Here is a 16205-nt window from a genome sequence, read left to right as displayed (position 1 = left end):
ACGAGGGGGTTCGTCATGATCAAGTTAACCGCAGGCGACCGCGCGCTGCTCGCCGTCATTTACGCGCTGCTCGCGATACTGGGCTTCGCCGCTTTTTATCCGTTCTGGAATGCGGCCGTCATCTCCTTTAACGAAGGCATCGACACGGTGAAGGGCGGGGTGACGTTCTGGCCGCGAGCATTCACCCTCGCGAATTACCGGATCGTATTTGAGGACACGCGCCTGGTGAATGCCTTCCTCATCTCCATATTGCGAACAGTAACGGGCACCTTCTGCGGCATGCTGGCAACGGCGATATTCGCTTACGGCATGACGCGGCGGGAGCTCATCGGCCGCAAGTACTACATGGTGTTCTGCATCGTCACGATGTACTTCAGCGGCGGCTTGATTCCTTCGTTTCTGCTCATCCGCGAGCTTGGCATGTTCAATTCGTTTTGGGTGATGGTGGTGCCGGGGCTGATCAGCGTGTGGGACATGATTATCTTCCGGACTTTTTTCCTCGGTCTGCCGCCCGGGCTGGAGGAGTCGGCCAAGGTCGACGGCAGCTCCAACTGGGGCGTGCTGTTCCGGATCGTGCTGCCTCTGTCCGGTCCCGTCATTGCGACGCTCTCGCTCTTCACCGCCGTCTACCACTGGAACGATTGGTTTACGCCGAGCATCTATATCAGCAATGCGGACTTGCTGCCCATACAGACCAAGCTGCAGCAGATCCTGAATTCGAACATCATGAGCGAGCAGATGTCGCAGTTGAACTCGGCCGCCCAGGGGCGGTTGAACAAGATGCGGACGGTCACCACCAAGTCGCTCTCGATGGCGACGATGATGGTGGCGACGCTCCCGATTCTGTGCGTGTACCCGTTCGTGCAAAAGTACTTTGTCAAGGGCGTCCTGGTAGGCTCGCTGAAGGAATAGCTGTCGCTAGGGAAGGGTTAACGGCGCATCGTCGCCTAGGCCGCGCTCCCGTCTGCGGGCGGGTGCCGCATAGATCACATGGTTCGAAGGGAGAGGGGATCCATATGAAAAGTCTCAACAAACGCGCTTCGCTCGCCTTGTCCGGCGTGCTGGCGGCCGCGCTGATCGCGTCGGGGTGTTCTTCGGGGAACGAGGGCGCGGCGTCTTCGTCCGGCGAAGCTTCCGCGGGAGGATCGAGTACCGCGAAGGCGGAGGGCGGCGTCTACAACCTGGGCGACAAGCCGCTGTCGTTTTCCTTCTACGGGCACTACGACTGGTATACGATGCCGAATTGGGGCGAAGACGAAGCCTCCAAGTGGATCAAGGCGAACAAAAAGGTCGACGTGGTGCCGGTCAGCTCGGGCGGCAACGCGGCGCAGAAGCTGAGCACGATGATCGTCTCGAACGAGCTGCCCGACGTGATCTGGATGGAGCGGGGCGCCGACGTGGAGAAGCTGCGCGAGGCCGGCATGCTCGTCGCGTTCGACGATTACCTCGAGAAGTATCCGAATCTCAAGAAATGGGCGGGCGAGTCTACGCTCGAGATGCTCCGCTCCCCGGACGGCAAGATCTATCAATTCCCGAACTGGTATACGACGCAGCCGAACGGCAACGCGGGCTACCTGGTCAACAAAAAAATCTACAACGATCTGGGCGCCCCCAAGCTGGAGACCACGGAGGATCTCTACGGTTATCTGAAGCTCGTCAAGGAGAAGTACCCGGAGGTCATCCCGTTCGAAGGCGGCCAGAAGGCCGAAGCGATCACCGTGCTGTCCTCGGCCTTCGCGGAGAATCATCCGTACGACTTCAGCAGCGTCGCCATGCTGGCCTCGCCCAAAGGCGACCAGCTGGCGTCGGTATTCGAGGACACGGCGTTCCGGGAAGGCGTCGCGTTCGGCTCCCGGCTGTACCGAGAGAAGCTGATGAGCGCGGACACCTTCACGCAGCCTCTAGATCAGGTCGAGCAGAATATCGTGACCGGCAAGGTAGCGGTGTACGCCGCGTCGAGTCCGACCGAATTCGGCGCCATCGGCAACTCCCTGCTGAAGGCGGAAGATCCGGATGCAGGCTACATCATGATCTGGCCCGTGCACAAGGAAGGCTTGGACAAGAACAAGATCTTCACCGGCTCCTACAACCAGCTCGGCTGGAACGTGAGCGTCATCACCAAGAAAGCCAAGGACCCCGAAGCGATCTTCGCCTTCCTCGACTGGATGACGGGGCCGGAGGGCCAGCGGGTCATCATGTGGGGGCCGCCAGGGCTGTATTGGGACGGCACGGACGAAGAAGAGAAGCCTAAGTTCACCGACAAGTTCACGAGCGATACGAAGGGCCGCGACAAGCTGATGAACGACACGGTCAATCTCCAATGGGTAGGCAACACCGTGTACGTGGACAACGCGAAGATGAAGTTCGAGTCGACGCTGCCCGAGGATCTGAAGAGCTGGGAGACCAAATGGCAGTCGGAGATCACTTGGAAGACGCAGTTCAACACGACGGAGTACGTCAACCTCGATCCGGCCGGCGATTCCCCGGAAGGCATCGTGGCGCAGAGCGTGAAGGAGATATACGAAAAGGCATTTGCGCAGGCGATTCTGAACGGGAAGAGCGACGAAGACGTGTACGCGATTCTGGATAAAGCGAACGCAGACGCCAAGACGGTAGGCTACGACAAGCTGCTGGCGTACAAGACGAAGAAGTGGCAGGACAACCGGAGCAAGCTGCAAAAATAATCCGAATTCATATCAGAAGTTGCGGGCCCGGTCCCGCGACCCGCGTCGCGGCGGCCGGTTACGGCCCGCATTCAGGGGAGAGAAACGGCTTGAAATACTATTTGGGCGTCGATGGCGGCGGCAGCAAGACGCTCGCGCTCGTCTGCAACGAGCGGGGCGAGATCGTCGGCCGGGGTTACGGCGGATGCGGCAACCATCAGCTGGGCCCGGAGCCTGCCAAGGCGAATATACGCGCCGCCGTGGATGAAGCGCTGGCTCGCGCGAACGTATCGCGCGGCGAGGTGGCGTACGCCGTCTATGGGCTCGCGGGCGCCGACAGGGAAGCGGACTTCCGCGTGCTGCGCCCGATGATGGCCGATCTGGGGCTCGATGCGCACGATATCGTGTGCGATACGGTCATCGGTCTTCGCGCCGGTACGCGGCAGCCGGACGGCGTCGTGCTCGTATGCGGCAGCGGCACCAACTGCTACGGCGTGAACAAGCGGGGCGAGTCGTTCCAGTGCGGCGGCTTCGGCTACGAATACGGCGACTTCGGCGGCGGCGGGGAGCTGGCCGTAGAGGCGTTCAGGACCGCGATCCGGGCATGGGAGGGCCGGAGCGAGCCGACGCTGCTCGCGGAGGCGGTGCCGGCCGCGCTCGGCTTCCCTTCGGTCGAAGCGATGTTCCACGACTTTCTCGACCGCGACGCGCGCATCCCGCGCGATCTCGTCAAGCTGCTGTTCGAGGTCGCGGACCGCGACGAGTCGGCCCGGGCGATTCTGCGGCGCCAGGGCGTCGAGCTCGGCTTGTCCGCTCAGGCGACGATCCGCCGGCTCGGCATGGAAGCGGATCGCTTCGACGTCGTGCTGGTCGGCAGCGTGCTGACCCGCGGGGACAGCCGCTATGTGGTGCCGTATATCGAAGACGCGGCGCGCGCAATCGCGCCGAGGTGCAGCCTGCGCGTGCTGACGATCGAGCCGGCGGGCGGCGCGCTGCTGCTCGCGATGGACCGGTCGGGGCTCGAGATCCCGCCGGAGGTATACGACAATCTGACGGAGGCATTGCCGGTTCAGGCGGCCGCCGTCCAGGGAGGATCGGACTGATGAAGGTAGCGGTCATCGGCGGAGGCTCGTCCTACACGCCCGAACTCATCGAAGGATTCATTGCCAATTACGACCGGCTGCCGGTCCGGGAGATCGTCCTGGTCGACGTTCCGGAAGGTAAGTGGAAGCTGGACATCGTCGGCAGCCTGGCGCGGCGGATGGTGGAGCGCGCAGGACTGCCGATCAAGGTCGAACTGACCCTGGACCGGAGAGCGGCCCTGGACGGCGCGGACTTCGTATCCACCCAGATGCGGGTCGGTCTGCTCGACGCCCGCGCGCGGGACGAGACGATCCCGCTCCGTTACGGGATGATCGGGCAAGAGACGACCGGTCCCGGCGGCATGATGAAGGCGCTGCGGACGATCCCCGTGCTGCTCGATGTCGCGCGCGACATGGAGGAGCTGTGCCCGGACGCCTGGCTGCTGAACTTCACCAACCCTGCGGGGATGGTGACGGAAGCGATTCTGAAGCATTCCCGCATCCGCTCCGTCGGACTATGCAATTCTCCGATCGGCGCCTATAAGTGGCTGTCCGGCCTCTACGGCGTGCCGGCAGACCGGATTCATTGCGAATTCGTGGGTCTCAACCATCTGCATTGGATCAGCGTCATTCAGGTGGACGGCGTACCGAAGCTGCCGGAGCTGCTGGGCGACCGTGAAGGCTACTCCGCCAAGAACGTGCCGCAATTCGGTTGGAACGCATCGCTGCTGCGCTCGCTCGGCGCGATTCCGTCGTATTATCTGAGGTATTTTTACCTGCACCGGGAGATGCTGGCCGAGCAGCAGGCTGCGGCCGCCAAGGGAGAGACGCGGGCGGAGACGGTTAAGCGGCTGGAAAACGAGCTGTTCGAGATCTACCGCGACGAGCATCTATCGGAGAAGCCCAAGCAGCTCGAACAGCGCGGCGGCGCCTATTATTCAGAAGCCGCCGTCAAGTTGATGGTCTCCCTGCACAACGACGCCGGGGACGTGCAGACGCTGAACGTCCGCAACGACGGCATTCTGGACTTCCTGCCGGACGACGCCTGCATCGAGGTCAACTGCGTCGTCGGCGCCGGGGGGCCGGTGCCCGTGCCGCTCGCGACCGTGCCGCATTCGGTCGTCGGCCTGATCCATGCCGTGAAGACCTATGAGCGGCTCGCGATCGAGGCGGCGGTCGAAGGCGACAAGGGCAAGGCGCTGCTCGCCCTGGCCCATCACCCGCTCGTGCCGTGCGCGAACGACGCGGAACGCATGCTGGACGAGATGCTCGCGGCGAACCGGGCGTATCTGCCTTCGTTTTTCCGCGGATAAGCGGATCGGATGAAAAAATCGAAGAGGACGGCGCAGCCATGCATGCGCCGTCCTCTTTGCGTCGCGGACCGCTCTTATCGGGCGAACAGTCCGCGGTATTGGTCTACGATCTCCTGAACGCTGAGTCCGAGCGATTCGCGCATATGGATGACCCCTGCCGGTTGGAGCGAGCAGAGCATGATATGCGCTTGGGCCGCGCACCTGGCGCGCAGACCGTCGTCCGATTCGGCGGCTGCCGGGGAGGCTGGGGACGCCGGCTCCTCGTGCCGGGCGCGCGCGGCCTCCTCTTGCAAGCCGGCGATCAGGTTCAGCATATACCGGTACATCGGCGAGCGGAAAAACACGGACTCGTCCTCGCAATCGTGGACCGAGTGAATCGGCAGCAAAAGCTGAAATTTATCGTCGATGAATTGAATAATGTATTGAAGTACGCCGCCGATCCGTTCCGTTGCCGGCAGGTGCTTGTTCTCCTGCAGGTATGTCTCGAGCTGCTTCACCGTATCCATGCCGACCTGCTCGGCGATGGCGGCGCACAGCTCGCCCTTGTGGGCGTAGCAGCGATAGAGCGTGCCCTGGCCGACGCCCGCGGTCTTGGCGATCTGGTGCATGCTGACCGTCTGGACGCCTTGCTCGGCGAACAGCTTCTTCGCGGTCTGCAGGATCAGTCGGCAATTCTCGGCGGCATCGCTGCGTTTACGGGGCTTGATCATCGAGAGACACTCCTTTCCTGGCATGCAAAATCGCGTTGACAAACGGACAATTGTCCGGTAACATGACATTGAAAAGCGGACAATTGTCCGTTTAAAGAAGCCGTCGTCCTATAAAGCCTTGAGTGAATCTATTGTAACGTTGAAGCCGACCGGCGGTCAACGGTGCGATGGATCGGAGAGAGGCGCGGGGGACGTGCGGCGATCTAAGGGAGAGTGGAGTGCAAACATGCAAGCCAATACTGCTTCGCCGGGTCAGTCGGGATCCATCCGGGACGTATTCGCGCCGCTGATCGCCATCATCGTCGGCATCTTCATGGTCATCCTCGACGGGACGGCCGTGAACGTCGCGTTGCCCCAGCTGATGGTCGAGTTCAATCAGAACAGCCTGTCCCTCGTGCAATGGACGGTCACCGGCTACGCGCTCGCCCAGGCCGCCGTCATCCCGCTCGCGGGCTGGCTGTCCGACCGCTTCGGCGCGAAGCGGGTGTTCCTGATCGCGATCGGCCTGTTCACGATCGGATCGATCCTTTGCGCGCTGTCCAATTCGGTCGAGATGCTGATCGCGTTCCGTATCCTTCAAGGTCTCGGCGGGGGCGTCGTCAGCCCGATCGCCATGGCCTTCATCTACAGACTGTCGCCTCCCGGCAAGGTCGGTCAGGTCATGGGCATGCTTGGCATCCCGATCCTGCTCGCGCCTGCGCTCGGTCCCGTTATCGCCGGCTGGCTCGTCGATTTTGCGAGCTGGGAATGGATTTTCCTGCTGAACCTGCCGATCGGCGTGCTCGGCATCCTGCTCGGCATCCGCACGCTGCCGAAGATGGACCGCCAATCCGTCGCTTCGCTCGACATGCTCGGCATCATCCTGGCGCCGATTGCGTTCGCCGCGCTTGTCTATGGCGTTTCCGAAGGCGGCACTCCGGTGGCCACGGGCAACAATTGGACGGCGCCTACGACGCTGACCGGCATCGGCATCGGCGTGGTCGCGCTGATCCTGTTCGTCATCGTCGAGCTGCGGCGCCGCGATCCGTTGCTTGAGCTCCGCGTCTTCCGCTCCAGCACGTTTACCCGCGGCATCATCGTGCAGTGGGTATCGCAGATCGCCCTGTTCGGCACGATGTTCCTCGTCCCGCTGTTCCTGCAGCAGGCCAAGGGCTACACGGCATTCGAGACGGGCTTGATTATGATTCCCCAAGCGCTCGCTTCGGCGATCATGATGCCGATCGGCGGCAAGCTGAGCGACAAGTTCGGCGCCCGCCCGCTCGTACTCGCCGGCATGATCGTCACGACGGTCTCCGCCTTCCTGCTGTCCGGCATCTCGGCCGAGGCCAGCGTGAGTTCGATCATCCTCCCGCTGGCCTTGCTCGGCGCGGGCATGGGGCTGTTCATGATGCCGCTCAACACGTACCTGATCCAGTCCGCTCCGCAGAATCTCGTCGGCCGCGTGACCTCGCTCACCAACGCCGCCCAGCAGGTCATGATGTCGTTCGCGGTAGCGGGACTCACGACGCTGTCCGCTACGCGGATGAAGGATATCATGATCGACAAGCAACTGCAGTCGCCCGATTTGCACACTTACGCCGATGCGTTCGGCTACACGTTCCTCGTGCTGACCGGCATCGCAGTCGTCGGCCTGGTGCTCGGCGTCCTGCTCTCCAAGCCGAAGAACCCGCTCCCGGAAGGGGAAGCCGGCGCAGAAGTGCATATGATCGTAGGCTAACCTGCCGACATACCGACATGCCGCCTGTCCACGTTCGCGCGGGCAGGTCCCCAATGAATTGGACGACCCCCGCAGGGTACCTGCGGGGGTCTGATTTGTTGCAGCGATGCATATTCAATTGATGATACAAGCTTAACCGCGCAATTTCTCCTAATAAATCACATGCACGAAAGCAACGAAAGCCCTGCCTCTCAGTCGTTCTTGCGGCTCCAATGACCGCGCCAGTCTTGAATTCGTGTCCTTCCAGCAGCCTTGGTAAAAAGGAATGGTGTGGTGAACGGGAGGGATTCAACCCAGTTTTGAGAGGAAAAATCAGAGGGTTAACACTTGTCTAATTCCTTATAATACACGACTCGGCATCGAGTGTCAATAACAATAACGATATTCGGGCATTGACCGTTCACCGGGGTTTCGGTAGAATAAGATCATAAACACGTGTTTACTCTTCAATATGCATTAATAAAGGGTGGCTATACATGAAAAAAACCGAAATCAATTCCGTCGAGATCGCCCGTCTCGCCGGCGTATCCCGAAGCACGGTCAGCCGCGTCATCAACAACTACGCGAACGTGCCGCCAGAGACGCGCAGGAAGGTCATGGAGGTGATCGACGCCTACCACTACGTTCCCAACCTGTCGGCGCAGGTGCTCGCGGGCAAAGGCACGAGGACGATCGGCCTATTCGTCATTGAAGCCGGAGGGCATGTGTCGGGCGATATGCTGACGAACCTCCTGCTGGCCAGCGTCGTCGAGCACGCCTCTTCGCGCGGCTACTACGTGCTGACCTACATCATCCGCAATACGTCGGACGCGGAGAACGTGCGGGGCGTCAAGGATATTTTCTACCAGCGGCGCGTGGACGGCGGCATCTTCATCGGCGCGGCCAACGAAGAGCCGTTCATCGAGGAGCTGATCGCGGAAGGGTTCGCGGTCGGCGTCGTAGACCAGTATCTTCCCGGGCGGAACGAGGGCAACCGGATCGTCGCCAACTTCGACAATGAGCACGGCATGCGGCTGGCGGTAGGCTATCTGCACGAGCTGGGGCACCGGGATATCGGCATCGTGAACGGCGATATGAACCGCTTTTCCGGCATCGATAAGTACAATGCCTTCCTGGCGGCGATGCAGGAGCGCGGCCTCGAGGTCCGGGACGCGTGGGTGAGGCCCGGATCCTTCCACGAGGAAGCGGGATACCTGGCGGTACGCGAGCTGTTGCAGGAGGAGCAGCGTCTGCCGACCGCGTTGGTCATGGCCAACGACAGCGTGGCGTTCGGCGCACTCCGCGCCTTCCAGGAGGCGGGGATGGCGGTGCCGGACGATATGTCGGTCATCGGCTTCGACGATCATGCGCTCAGCGCCAGATACAAGCCGGCGCTCACGACGGTAGCCATCGATTTCAGGGATATGATGAGCAGCTTGACGGACTATTTGATCGGCCATATCGAAGGTGCCGAAGGGACTGCTGTACGCTATTATTCCCAATCCAAGCTCATCCGGCGGGAGTCGTGCCGTCCGATCGGGCAATAAGCGACAGAGGAGCGATTGATCGTGGAAAAGAACTTGCTGGGCAATAAGGTAATTACGCAGATCGGATTGGTCGTCCGCGACATCGAGAAGACTTCTAACGCATACGCGGATTTCTTCGGCATCGATAAGCCGGACTGGTTCTGGACGGACGCGCCCGAGGTCGCGCGCACCGAGTACGGCGGGCAGCCTTCGCAGGCGAGGGCGAAGCTGGCGTTCTTCGACATGGGCTCCCTGCAGCTGGAGCTCATCGAGCCGGACGAGCATCCGAGCACCTGGCGGGAGTCGCTGGAGCGGGACGGCGAGGGCTTCCACCACATCGCCTTCGTGATCGAGGGCATGCAGGAGAAGATCGAGCTGCTCGGCCGGCAAGGTCACAAGCTGCTGCAGAAGGGCGAGTATACGGGCGGCCGTTATGCCTATATGGATACCTCGTCCGAGCTGAAGCTGCTGATCGAGCTGCTGGAGAACGACCGATGAACGTACTGATCACGGGCGCAGGTCGCGGACTCGGGTTCGAGCTCGCCAAGCTAGCGGCGGCCCGGGGCCATGCGGTGGCGGCATGCGTGCGGGATATCGGCCGAGTAGGCGACGGACTCGCGGAGCTCGCCGAACGTTACCGGGGCCTCGTCCGCATCGAGACGCTGGACGTATCGGACGAGACGCAGGCGCGGGCGCTTGCCGCGAAGCTGAGGGACGACGGCTTCGCGATCGATGCGCTCGTGAGCAACGCGGGCGTCCTGCTCGGACGCGGCGAAGGCATAGCTTCGCTCGAGCTCGACGATCTGAAGCGTACGTTCGAGGTGAACCTGTACGGACCGCTGATCGTGGCCAAGCATCTGACGCCGCTGATGCGGGAGAGCCGGTCGGGCGCGGAGATCGTCGTGCACGTCGGGTCCGACGCGGGCAGCTTCGCCGGCGCCTACGGCGGCGATTATCCGTACGCGCTCTCGAAGATCGCGCTGTCGATGTTCACCAAGCAGCTGAACGAGGAGCTGAAGCCGCGGGGCATCCGGGCGCTTGCCGTGCATCCGGGCTGGATCCGCACGGACATGGGCGGGCAGTCGGCGCCGCTGTCGCCGGCGGAGAGCGCGCTGGGCATTATCGATCTGATCGAGGGCACGACCGCGGTGCCGGCGGAGACGTGGTTCGTGGATTATGCGGGCAGGGCGATGCCGGTCTGATCTTGCGGCGGGGCCGGGGGACCTTAGATCCGCTATTCGATTGAAAGCGGGGGTTTGCGGATCATTTGTGGCCGAATGACCAGAATAGACCGTCAGGGTGAATTTCCCTGGCGGTCTTTCTTTTCGCCAGGTGGGCCTTGAGTCGAAAATGATCGAGTTTGTTCTTAGTCGAGACTTCCTGGGCGAAGCGGCGTGGTAAGCGGGCGAGTTTGTTCTTAGTCGAGACTTACTGGGCGAAGCGGCGTGGCGAGTGGGCGAGTTTGTTCTTAACCGAGACTTCCTGGGCGAAGCGGCGTGGCGAGTGGGCGAGTTTGTTCTTAACCGAGACTTCCTGGGCGAAGCCGCATGTGGAGCGGGGTCAGTTTGTTCTTAGCCGAGACTTCCTGAGCCGAAAAGGCTCGGTTTTTCCCCTGAAACGGACCCGGCAAGAACGGCGTATACAAAGAGGACTCAAAACGGGGGACGAGGTCTCAACCGTGCAGCGCACAAAGGCTAAAAGGGGATTCGACCGGTTGTTCGAATTTGGCGTACATAAGGTTTTTTGGGAGGTAGTTTAATTAAACTAACCTTGTGATATTGCCTTATTTGACATTTGAACGACTGTTCGATAGGATGGCATCAGAAGACTTGGGGAACAGCCCGCGGCCGACAAGGCAGCAAGCTGCGCCCGCAAGCCAAAGAGATCAAAGGGAGCGGAGTGCATGAGGAGCATTATCGGTTTTTCGCTTAAAAACAAATTCGCCGTCTGGATGATTACCATCATCGTCCTCATCGCCGGTATGTATTCCGGCTTGAACATGAAGCAGGAGAGCCTGCCCAATCTGTCGTTTCCGTACTTGAGCGTGACGACCGTCGTGCCCGGCGCGGCGCCGCAAGGCGTCATCGAGCAGGTGACGGAGCCGCTGGAGCAGCGGCTGCAGAGCGTGGAGAACGTGAAGAACGTCACGTCGACGTCGATGTCGAACGTCTCCAACATCAATCTGGAATTCGACTTCGGGCAAAATATGGACAAGGCGATGAGCGACGTCCGCGAAGCGATCGCCGCGACGTCGCTGCCCGAGGGCGCGCAGACGCCGACGATCTCCAAGTTCTCGATCAACACGTTCCCCGTCATGTCGCTCAGCGCGTCGGGCGAAGGCAGCCTGGAGGACCTCACCAAGATGGTGAGCGACGTCGTGCAGCCGGCGCTCGAGGATATCAACGGCGTCGCTTCCGTACAGATCTCGGGTCAAGCGGTCAAGGAGGTCGAGCTGACCTTCGACCAGGCCAAGCTCGCGCAGTACGGCATGACCGAAGCTTCCGTAGAGCAAATGATCCAGGCGTCCGCCGTCGAAGTGCCGCTTGGCATCTTCACGATGGGCAAGTCGGAGAAGTCCATCCTCGTGGACGGCGGCGTGGTTACGCTGGACGACCTGAAGAACCTGGCGATTCCGGCCGTACCCGCTTCAGCGGGATCGGGCGCAGCGGGCGCCCCGCAAGGCGGCGGAGCCGGCGGCGCTGCAGGCACAGGCAATGCAGGCGCAGGCTCGACGGCAGGCTCGGGCGCATCTGGCGCCGCAGCGGGCATTCCGACCGTCAAGCTGAGCGAGCTCGCGAAGGTAGAGCTCGTCTCCGAGTCCGAATCGGTGTCGCGCACCAACGGCCAGGACTCGATCGGCATCCAGATCGTCAAGTCGAACGACGCCAACACGGTCGACGTCGTCAACGCCGTCAAGGAGAAGGCCGACGAGCTCAAGGCCGACCACCCGGAGCTGTCGCTGACGACGCTGCTCGATCAGGGCAAGCCGATCGAGAAGTCGGTCGAGACGATGCTGAACAAGGCGTTGTTCGGCGCGCTGTTCGCGATCATTATTATCCTGCTGTTCCTGCGCAATATCCGCACGACCTTGATCTCCATCCTGTCGATCCCGCTGTCCCTCATCATCGGCGTGCTGCTGCTGAAGCAGTTCGACATCACGCTGAACATCATGACGCTCGGCGCGATGACGGTCGCGATCGGTCGGGTCGTGGACGACTCGATCGTCGTCATCGAGAATATATACCGGCGGATGTCGCTGTCGGGAGAAAAGCTGAGGGGCAAGGAGCTCGTGCTGGAAGCGACGCGCGAGATGTTCATGCCTATCATGTCCTCGACGATCGTCACCATCGCCGTCTTCCTGCCGCTCGGCACGGTCAGCGGCATGGTCGGACAGCTGTTCCTGCCGTTCGCGCTGACCATCGTATTCGCCCTGCTGGCCTCGCTGCTCGTGGCGATCACCGTCGTACCGATGCTGGCGCACACGCTCTTCAAGAACGGCGTGAAGCCGGGCAAGGGGCATGACCACGAGGGCAAGCCGGGCAAGATGGCGCTGGGCTACCGCCGGATCCTGTCCGCCGCGCTCCGCCACAAGGTGATTACCGTCGTGATCTCCGTCGTTATTCTCGTCGCCAGCTTGTTCCTGATCCCGGTCATCGGCGCGAGCTTCCTCCCGGAGGAGGAAGAGAAGTACACGATGATCACGTATTCGCCGGAGCCGGGCGCGCTGCTGTCCGACGTCGAGGCGCGCGCCAAGCAAGTCGAGGACGCGCTGCTCAAGGACGCGGACATCACGAACATGCAATATTCGATCGGCGGCAGTAACCCGCTGTCCCCGGGCCCTTCCAAGGGCGGCCTGTTCTACCTGCAGTTCAAGAACGAGACCAAGCACTTCGCCGACAAGAAGGAGAAGCTCGTCGCGGATCTGCAGAAGCTCGTGCCCGAAGGCACATGGTCGGAGATGGACTTCTCCGGCGGCGTCGGCGGCAGCACGTTCAGCATGAGCATCTATGGCGACGATCTGGCTGCCATCGGCACGACCGCGAGTCAAGTGGCCGATCTCATGAACAAGGACGGCAACTTCAAGAAGGTCGATACGAGCCTTTCCAAGACGTACGAGCAATACACGCTCGCTGCGAACCAGCAGAAGCTGAGCAGCTACGGACTGACGGCCGGTCAGGTCGCGATGGCGCTCATGCCGCAGCAGCAGTCCCAGGCGCTGGCCCGGATCCAGGAAGAGGGCAAGAAGTACGACGTCTTCGTGCAAAAGGAAACGGCGACCTACGGCGGCATCGACGATATCGGCAGCGTCACGCTTCAATCGCCGCTCGGCGTACAAGTCCCGATCAAGGACGTCGTCGATATCGAGGAAGGCACGGCGCCCAACTCGATCGCCCGGGAGAACGGCCGTCTGGTCGCGACGGTGAGCGGAGAGATCACCGCCTCCAACGTAGCCAAGGCGTCGTCCGATCTGCAGGCGAAGGTCGATGAACTGAAACTGCCCGAAGGGGTGGAAGTCAGCTACGGCGGCGTCACGGAACAAATTAACGAGACGTTCACGCAGCTCGGCCTGGCCATGGCCGCCGCGATCGCGATCGTCTACCTGGTGCTCGTCCTGACGTTCGGCGGCGGCCTCGCGCCGTTCGCGATCATGTTCTCGCTGCCGTTCGCCATCATCGGCGGTCTGGTCGCCCTCTGGCTGACTGGAGAGACGCTCAGCGTATCCGCGCTGATGGGCGCGCTGATGCTGATCGGCATCGTCGTGACCAACGCGATCGTCTTGATCGACCGGGTCATTCACAAGGAACAGGAAGGCCTCTCCACGCGGGATGCCATCCTGGAGGCGGCCGGCACGCGTCTGCGTCCGATCCTCATGACGGCGCTCGCCACGATCGGCGCGCTGCTGCCGCTTGCGTTCGGATTCGAGAGCGCGGGCATTATCTCCAAGGGACTCGGCGTCACCGTCATCGGCGGTCTGGTCAGCTCCACGCTGCTCACCCTGCTGATCGTGCCGATCGCCTACGAGACGCTGATGAAGCTTCGCGCCAAGCTGAGCCGCAAGTCGAAGCCAAGCGTATAAGAGAGCTTCTTCCGCAAGGAGGAGGTACGATATGAGCAACCGCAAAAATCAAATCATCGAAGCGGCTATGCGCTGCTTCGCGCGCAAGGGATTCCACGCGACGTCCATCCAGGAGATCGTCGACGAGCTCGGGATGGCGAAGGGATCGATATACTTCTACTTTAAAGGCAAGGAAGAGCTGCTGATCGCGGTCATCTGGCACTTCGTGGAGCGGATGATGGCGGAGATGACCGTGCTGCCGGAGGAACGGCAGCTCGGTCCCCGCGAGCAGTTCAAGCTGCAGCTCGTCAGGCATTTTGACTACTTTCAGAACAACTGGGAGTTCCTCATGATGTTGATGCAGGAGCCGCAGGCGAATATCGGGCAGGAACAGAAGTCCAAGATGCTGCACGAGCTGCGCCACCGGCTGCTGATGTGGAAGCGCCAGTATATCGAAGCCATCTACGGCGAATCCGCCGTACCCTACGCTTCGGACGGCGCGCACCTGCTCAGCGGCATGCTGAACGAGATCATGCATACTTGCTTGCTGGAGAAAAGGAAGATGAAGGGCGATCGGGTCGGCGGCTACCTGCTGGAACGGCTCGACGATCTGATGGCCGCCTTCATCGAACGGCGATCTCCGCCGCTTATGAAAGACGAGGAGAGGCGGAGCGGGCTGGACGAGGAATACATCGCTCCGCTGCTCGAATTCGTCCGCCTCGTCGAGCGGAGCGGTGCCGAGGAGCTGGCTCCGGATCGGCGCGCCGATCTGCTGGAGGCTTCGGGTCGTCTGATCGAGGAGCTCGGCCAGCCCATCCCGGACCGGATCGTCGTGCGAAGCCTGTATTCGTACCTTAAGGCGCTCTGCCTGCCGGTCTGGCTGGACCGGCTCGAAGCGGCGGGAGCCAAGCTCAAGCTCGAATAGAAAAAGCGGCCTGACGCCCGTGACATCCGATCGGATGCACAGGCGTCAGGCCGCTGTCGTATGCGGGGAGTTCCCGGATCAAGCCTCTACGGCGATCACGAAGTCCGCGTCCAGGCTGTCGCCGGGCGGCACGAGAACGAGACCTTCCTTGCGGTTCAGCGCTTCATTGAGCGCGGTCCAGGGCTCGACGCAGACGAAGGGCTTGCCTTCGACGGACCAGAGGACGACGACGCCGAATACGTCGCTGTAGCTCAGCTTGATCCGGCGGCCGGAAGGCGAGGGGAAGGCGATCTCGGGCGTCTTGGGGTCCAGGAGCGCGATCGACTCGACCAAGCCGCCGAGGTCGACCGAGCCTTCGAACGGTTTGACCTGTCCGTCGTTGTAGTCCAGCACCTTGGTCGCATCGGAAGCATAGCTCAGATGCTTGTCCGACAGCGCGAAGTACGGGTGGAAGCCGGCTTGAATGGGCATATCCCGCTCGGACAGGTTGTTGTACGATTGCTCGATATAGAGCTTGCCGGCCTTGAGCCGGTAGGTGAAGTGGAGCTCGAACGCGAACGGGTAAGCCGCGAGCGTCTCCTCGTTGCTGTGAAGCTCGAGCGTCAGCGCGGCCTCCTCCTCGTCGGCATACGCGTGGACGACTTCCCAGGCGGACGTGCGGGCGACGCCGTGATTGCGCATGCGGTAGGTCTGTCCTTCCCACTCGTAGGCGCCGTCCTGGAGCTGTCCGCAGATCGGGAACAGCACCGGGATGCCGCCTCGAATGTTGGCAGCCGGATCATCGAACGTCCCGCGGTCCAAGTAGAGCAACTCCTCGCCGTTCAAGCGGCAGCCGATGACGATGCCCCCGCGCTGAGGGCAAACGGTCACCTTGGAATCCGTGGAGCGGTCGGTCAGCTCGTAGACGAGATATGTATCGGTGCTCGTGGATACTTCGTATGTTTTCGTGTTCGTGTTCGCGCTCATGGGTCAGGCCTCCGATCCAGTGTCTCGCATCCATCCCGCCTTGCGGGCTTTCGGTTCATTATAACAAGTTCATTCGCCTTATGGTAACCGATTGTCGCGGTAAATGAGAAGGTTAAACGACATTTTAAGCTGTCATTTCCTGGGCAATGGTGTCGGATGACGCTGCGAGGGGACGATCATACCCATTTTATCGGGAAATGCAACTCTGCATGCGGCGGCATCGTCTATTCGATAGGTTTGCCAAGAGACAGGAGAGAGCCATCATACC

12 protein-coding genes are annotated in these 16205 nt (G+C 61.6%); 10 read left to right on the top strand and 2 right to left on the bottom strand.

Features of this window, described 5'->3' with window-relative positions; genetic code table 11:
* Positions 1-15 precede the first annotated feature (15 nt).
* From PQG80_RS11170 to PQG80_RS11155, 4 genes are all read left to right on the top strand, one after another.
* Entirely contained in the window at positions 16-912 is an 897-nt protein-coding gene (locus PQG80_RS11170) for a carbohydrate ABC transporter permease (protein WP_271751393.1), read from the top strand.
* A gap of 104 nt (positions 913-1016) precedes the next feature.
* Positions 1017-2684, top strand: a complete 1668-nt coding sequence (locus PQG80_RS11165) for an extracellular solute-binding protein (RefSeq protein WP_271751392.1) — start codon at positions 1017-1019, stop codon at positions 2682-2684.
* Between the two features lie 89 nt (positions 2685-2773).
* On the top strand, positions 2774-3766 hold the full coding sequence (locus tag PQG80_RS11160; protein WP_271751391.1) for an N-acetylglucosamine kinase: 993 nt from the start codon (positions 2774-2776) through the stop codon (positions 3764-3766).
* Entirely contained in the window at positions 3766-5058 is a 1293-nt protein-coding gene (locus PQG80_RS11155; RefSeq protein ID WP_271751390.1) for a 6-phospho-beta-glucosidase, read from the top strand. Before PQG80_RS11160 ends, PQG80_RS11155 begins: the two co-directional genes overlap by 1 nt.
* Before the next feature lie 74 nt (positions 5059-5132).
* Here the strand turns inward: PQG80_RS11155 and PQG80_RS11150 are convergent, their stop codons facing one another.
* Positions 5133-5768 (bottom strand): TetR/AcrR family transcriptional regulator, encoded by a 636-nt coding sequence (locus tag PQG80_RS11150; RefSeq protein ID WP_271751389.1) that lies wholly within the window; start codon positions 5766-5768, stop codon positions 5133-5135.
* A gap of 226 nt (positions 5769-5994) precedes the next feature.
* Here PQG80_RS11150 and PQG80_RS11145 point away from each other — a divergent pair, with 226 nt between their 5' ends.
* From PQG80_RS11145 to PQG80_RS11120, 6 genes are all read left to right on the top strand, one after another.
* Positions 5995-7485: a DHA2 family efflux MFS transporter permease subunit gene (locus PQG80_RS11145; protein WP_271751388.1), complete on the top strand. Its 1491-nt coding sequence runs from the start codon at positions 5995-5997 to the stop codon at positions 7483-7485.
* 476 nt (positions 7486-7961) lie between these two features.
* Complete coding sequence (locus PQG80_RS11140) at positions 7962-9011, top strand: LacI family DNA-binding transcriptional regulator (RefSeq protein WP_271751387.1); 1050 nt, start codon at positions 7962-7964, stop codon at positions 9009-9011.
* Between the two features lie 21 nt (positions 9012-9032).
* Positions 9033-9488, top strand: a complete 456-nt coding sequence (locus PQG80_RS11135) for a VOC family protein (RefSeq protein ID WP_271751386.1) — start codon at positions 9033-9035, stop codon at positions 9486-9488.
* Positions 9485-10192, top strand: a complete 708-nt coding sequence (locus tag PQG80_RS11130; RefSeq protein ID WP_271751385.1) for an SDR family NAD(P)-dependent oxidoreductase — start codon at positions 9485-9487, stop codon at positions 10190-10192. Before PQG80_RS11135 ends, PQG80_RS11130 begins: the two co-directional genes overlap by 4 nt.
* Positions 10193-10893: 701 nt before the next feature.
* The gene (locus tag PQG80_RS11125; protein WP_271751384.1) at positions 10894-14067 is read left to right on the top strand and encodes an efflux RND transporter permease subunit; all 3174 of its coding nucleotides are present in this window, start codon (positions 10894-10896) and stop codon (positions 14065-14067) included.
* Between the two features lie 31 nt (positions 14068-14098).
* Positions 14099-14971, top strand: coding sequence for a TetR/AcrR family transcriptional regulator (locus PQG80_RS11120; protein ID WP_271751383.1), 873 nt, complete (start codon positions 14099-14101; stop codon positions 14969-14971).
* 78 nt (positions 14972-15049) lie between these two features.
* On the opposite strand, the gene PQG80_RS11115 is transcribed toward PQG80_RS11120, so the two are convergent.
* Positions 15050-15937 carry an aldose epimerase family protein gene (locus PQG80_RS11115; RefSeq protein WP_271751382.1) on the bottom strand — a complete coding sequence of 296 codons (888 nt, stop codon included), beginning with the start codon at positions 15935-15937 and terminating at the stop codon, positions 15050-15052.
* Positions 15938-16205 lie beyond the last annotated feature (268 nt).

It is taken from the genome of Cohnella rhizoplanae (genome assembly GCF_948329515.1).
GTDB classification, from domain to species: Bacteria; Bacillota; Bacilli; order Paenibacillales; family Paenibacillaceae; genus Cohnella; species Cohnella rhizoplanae.
Note: the sequence above shows the minus strand (reverse complement) of the source record. Positions and strands in the feature narration are given on the sequence as shown.

What these genes read in the sequence shown, in the direction of transcription:
- PQG80_RS11145 (WP_271751388.1), top strand. Translation starts at nt 5,995, where the DNA reads ATGCAAGCCAATACTGCTTCGCCGGGTCAGTCGGGATCCATCCGGGAC.
- PQG80_RS11115 (WP_271751382.1), bottom strand. Translation starts at nt 15,937, where the DNA reads ATGAGCGCGAACACGAACACGAAAACATACGAAGTATCCACGAGCACC.
- PQG80_RS11165 (WP_271751392.1), top strand. Translation starts at nt 1,017, where the DNA reads ATGAAAAGTCTCAACAAACGCGCTTCGCTCGCCTTGTCCGGCGTGCTG.
- PQG80_RS11120 (WP_271751383.1), top strand. Translation starts at nt 14,099, where the DNA reads ATGAGCAACCGCAAAAATCAAATCATCGAAGCGGCTATGCGCTGCTTC.
- PQG80_RS11155 (WP_271751390.1), top strand. Translation starts at nt 3,766, where the DNA reads ATGAAGGTAGCGGTCATCGGCGGAGGCTCGTCCTACACGCCCGAACTC.
- PQG80_RS11125 (WP_271751384.1), top strand. Translation starts at nt 10,894, where the DNA reads ATGAGGAGCATTATCGGTTTTTCGCTTAAAAACAAATTCGCCGTCTGG.
- PQG80_RS11140 (WP_271751387.1), top strand. Translation starts at nt 7,962, where the DNA reads ATGAAAAAAACCGAAATCAATTCCGTCGAGATCGCCCGTCTCGCCGGC.
- PQG80_RS11150 (WP_271751389.1), bottom strand. Translation starts at nt 5,768, where the DNA reads ATGATCAAGCCCCGTAAACGCAGCGATGCCGCCGAGAATTGCCGACTG.
- PQG80_RS11130 (WP_271751385.1), top strand. Translation starts at nt 9,485, where the DNA reads ATGAACGTACTGATCACGGGCGCAGGTCGCGGACTCGGGTTCGAGCTC.
- PQG80_RS11170 (WP_271751393.1), top strand. Translation starts at nt 16, where the DNA reads ATGATCAAGTTAACCGCAGGCGACCGCGCGCTGCTCGCCGTCATTTAC.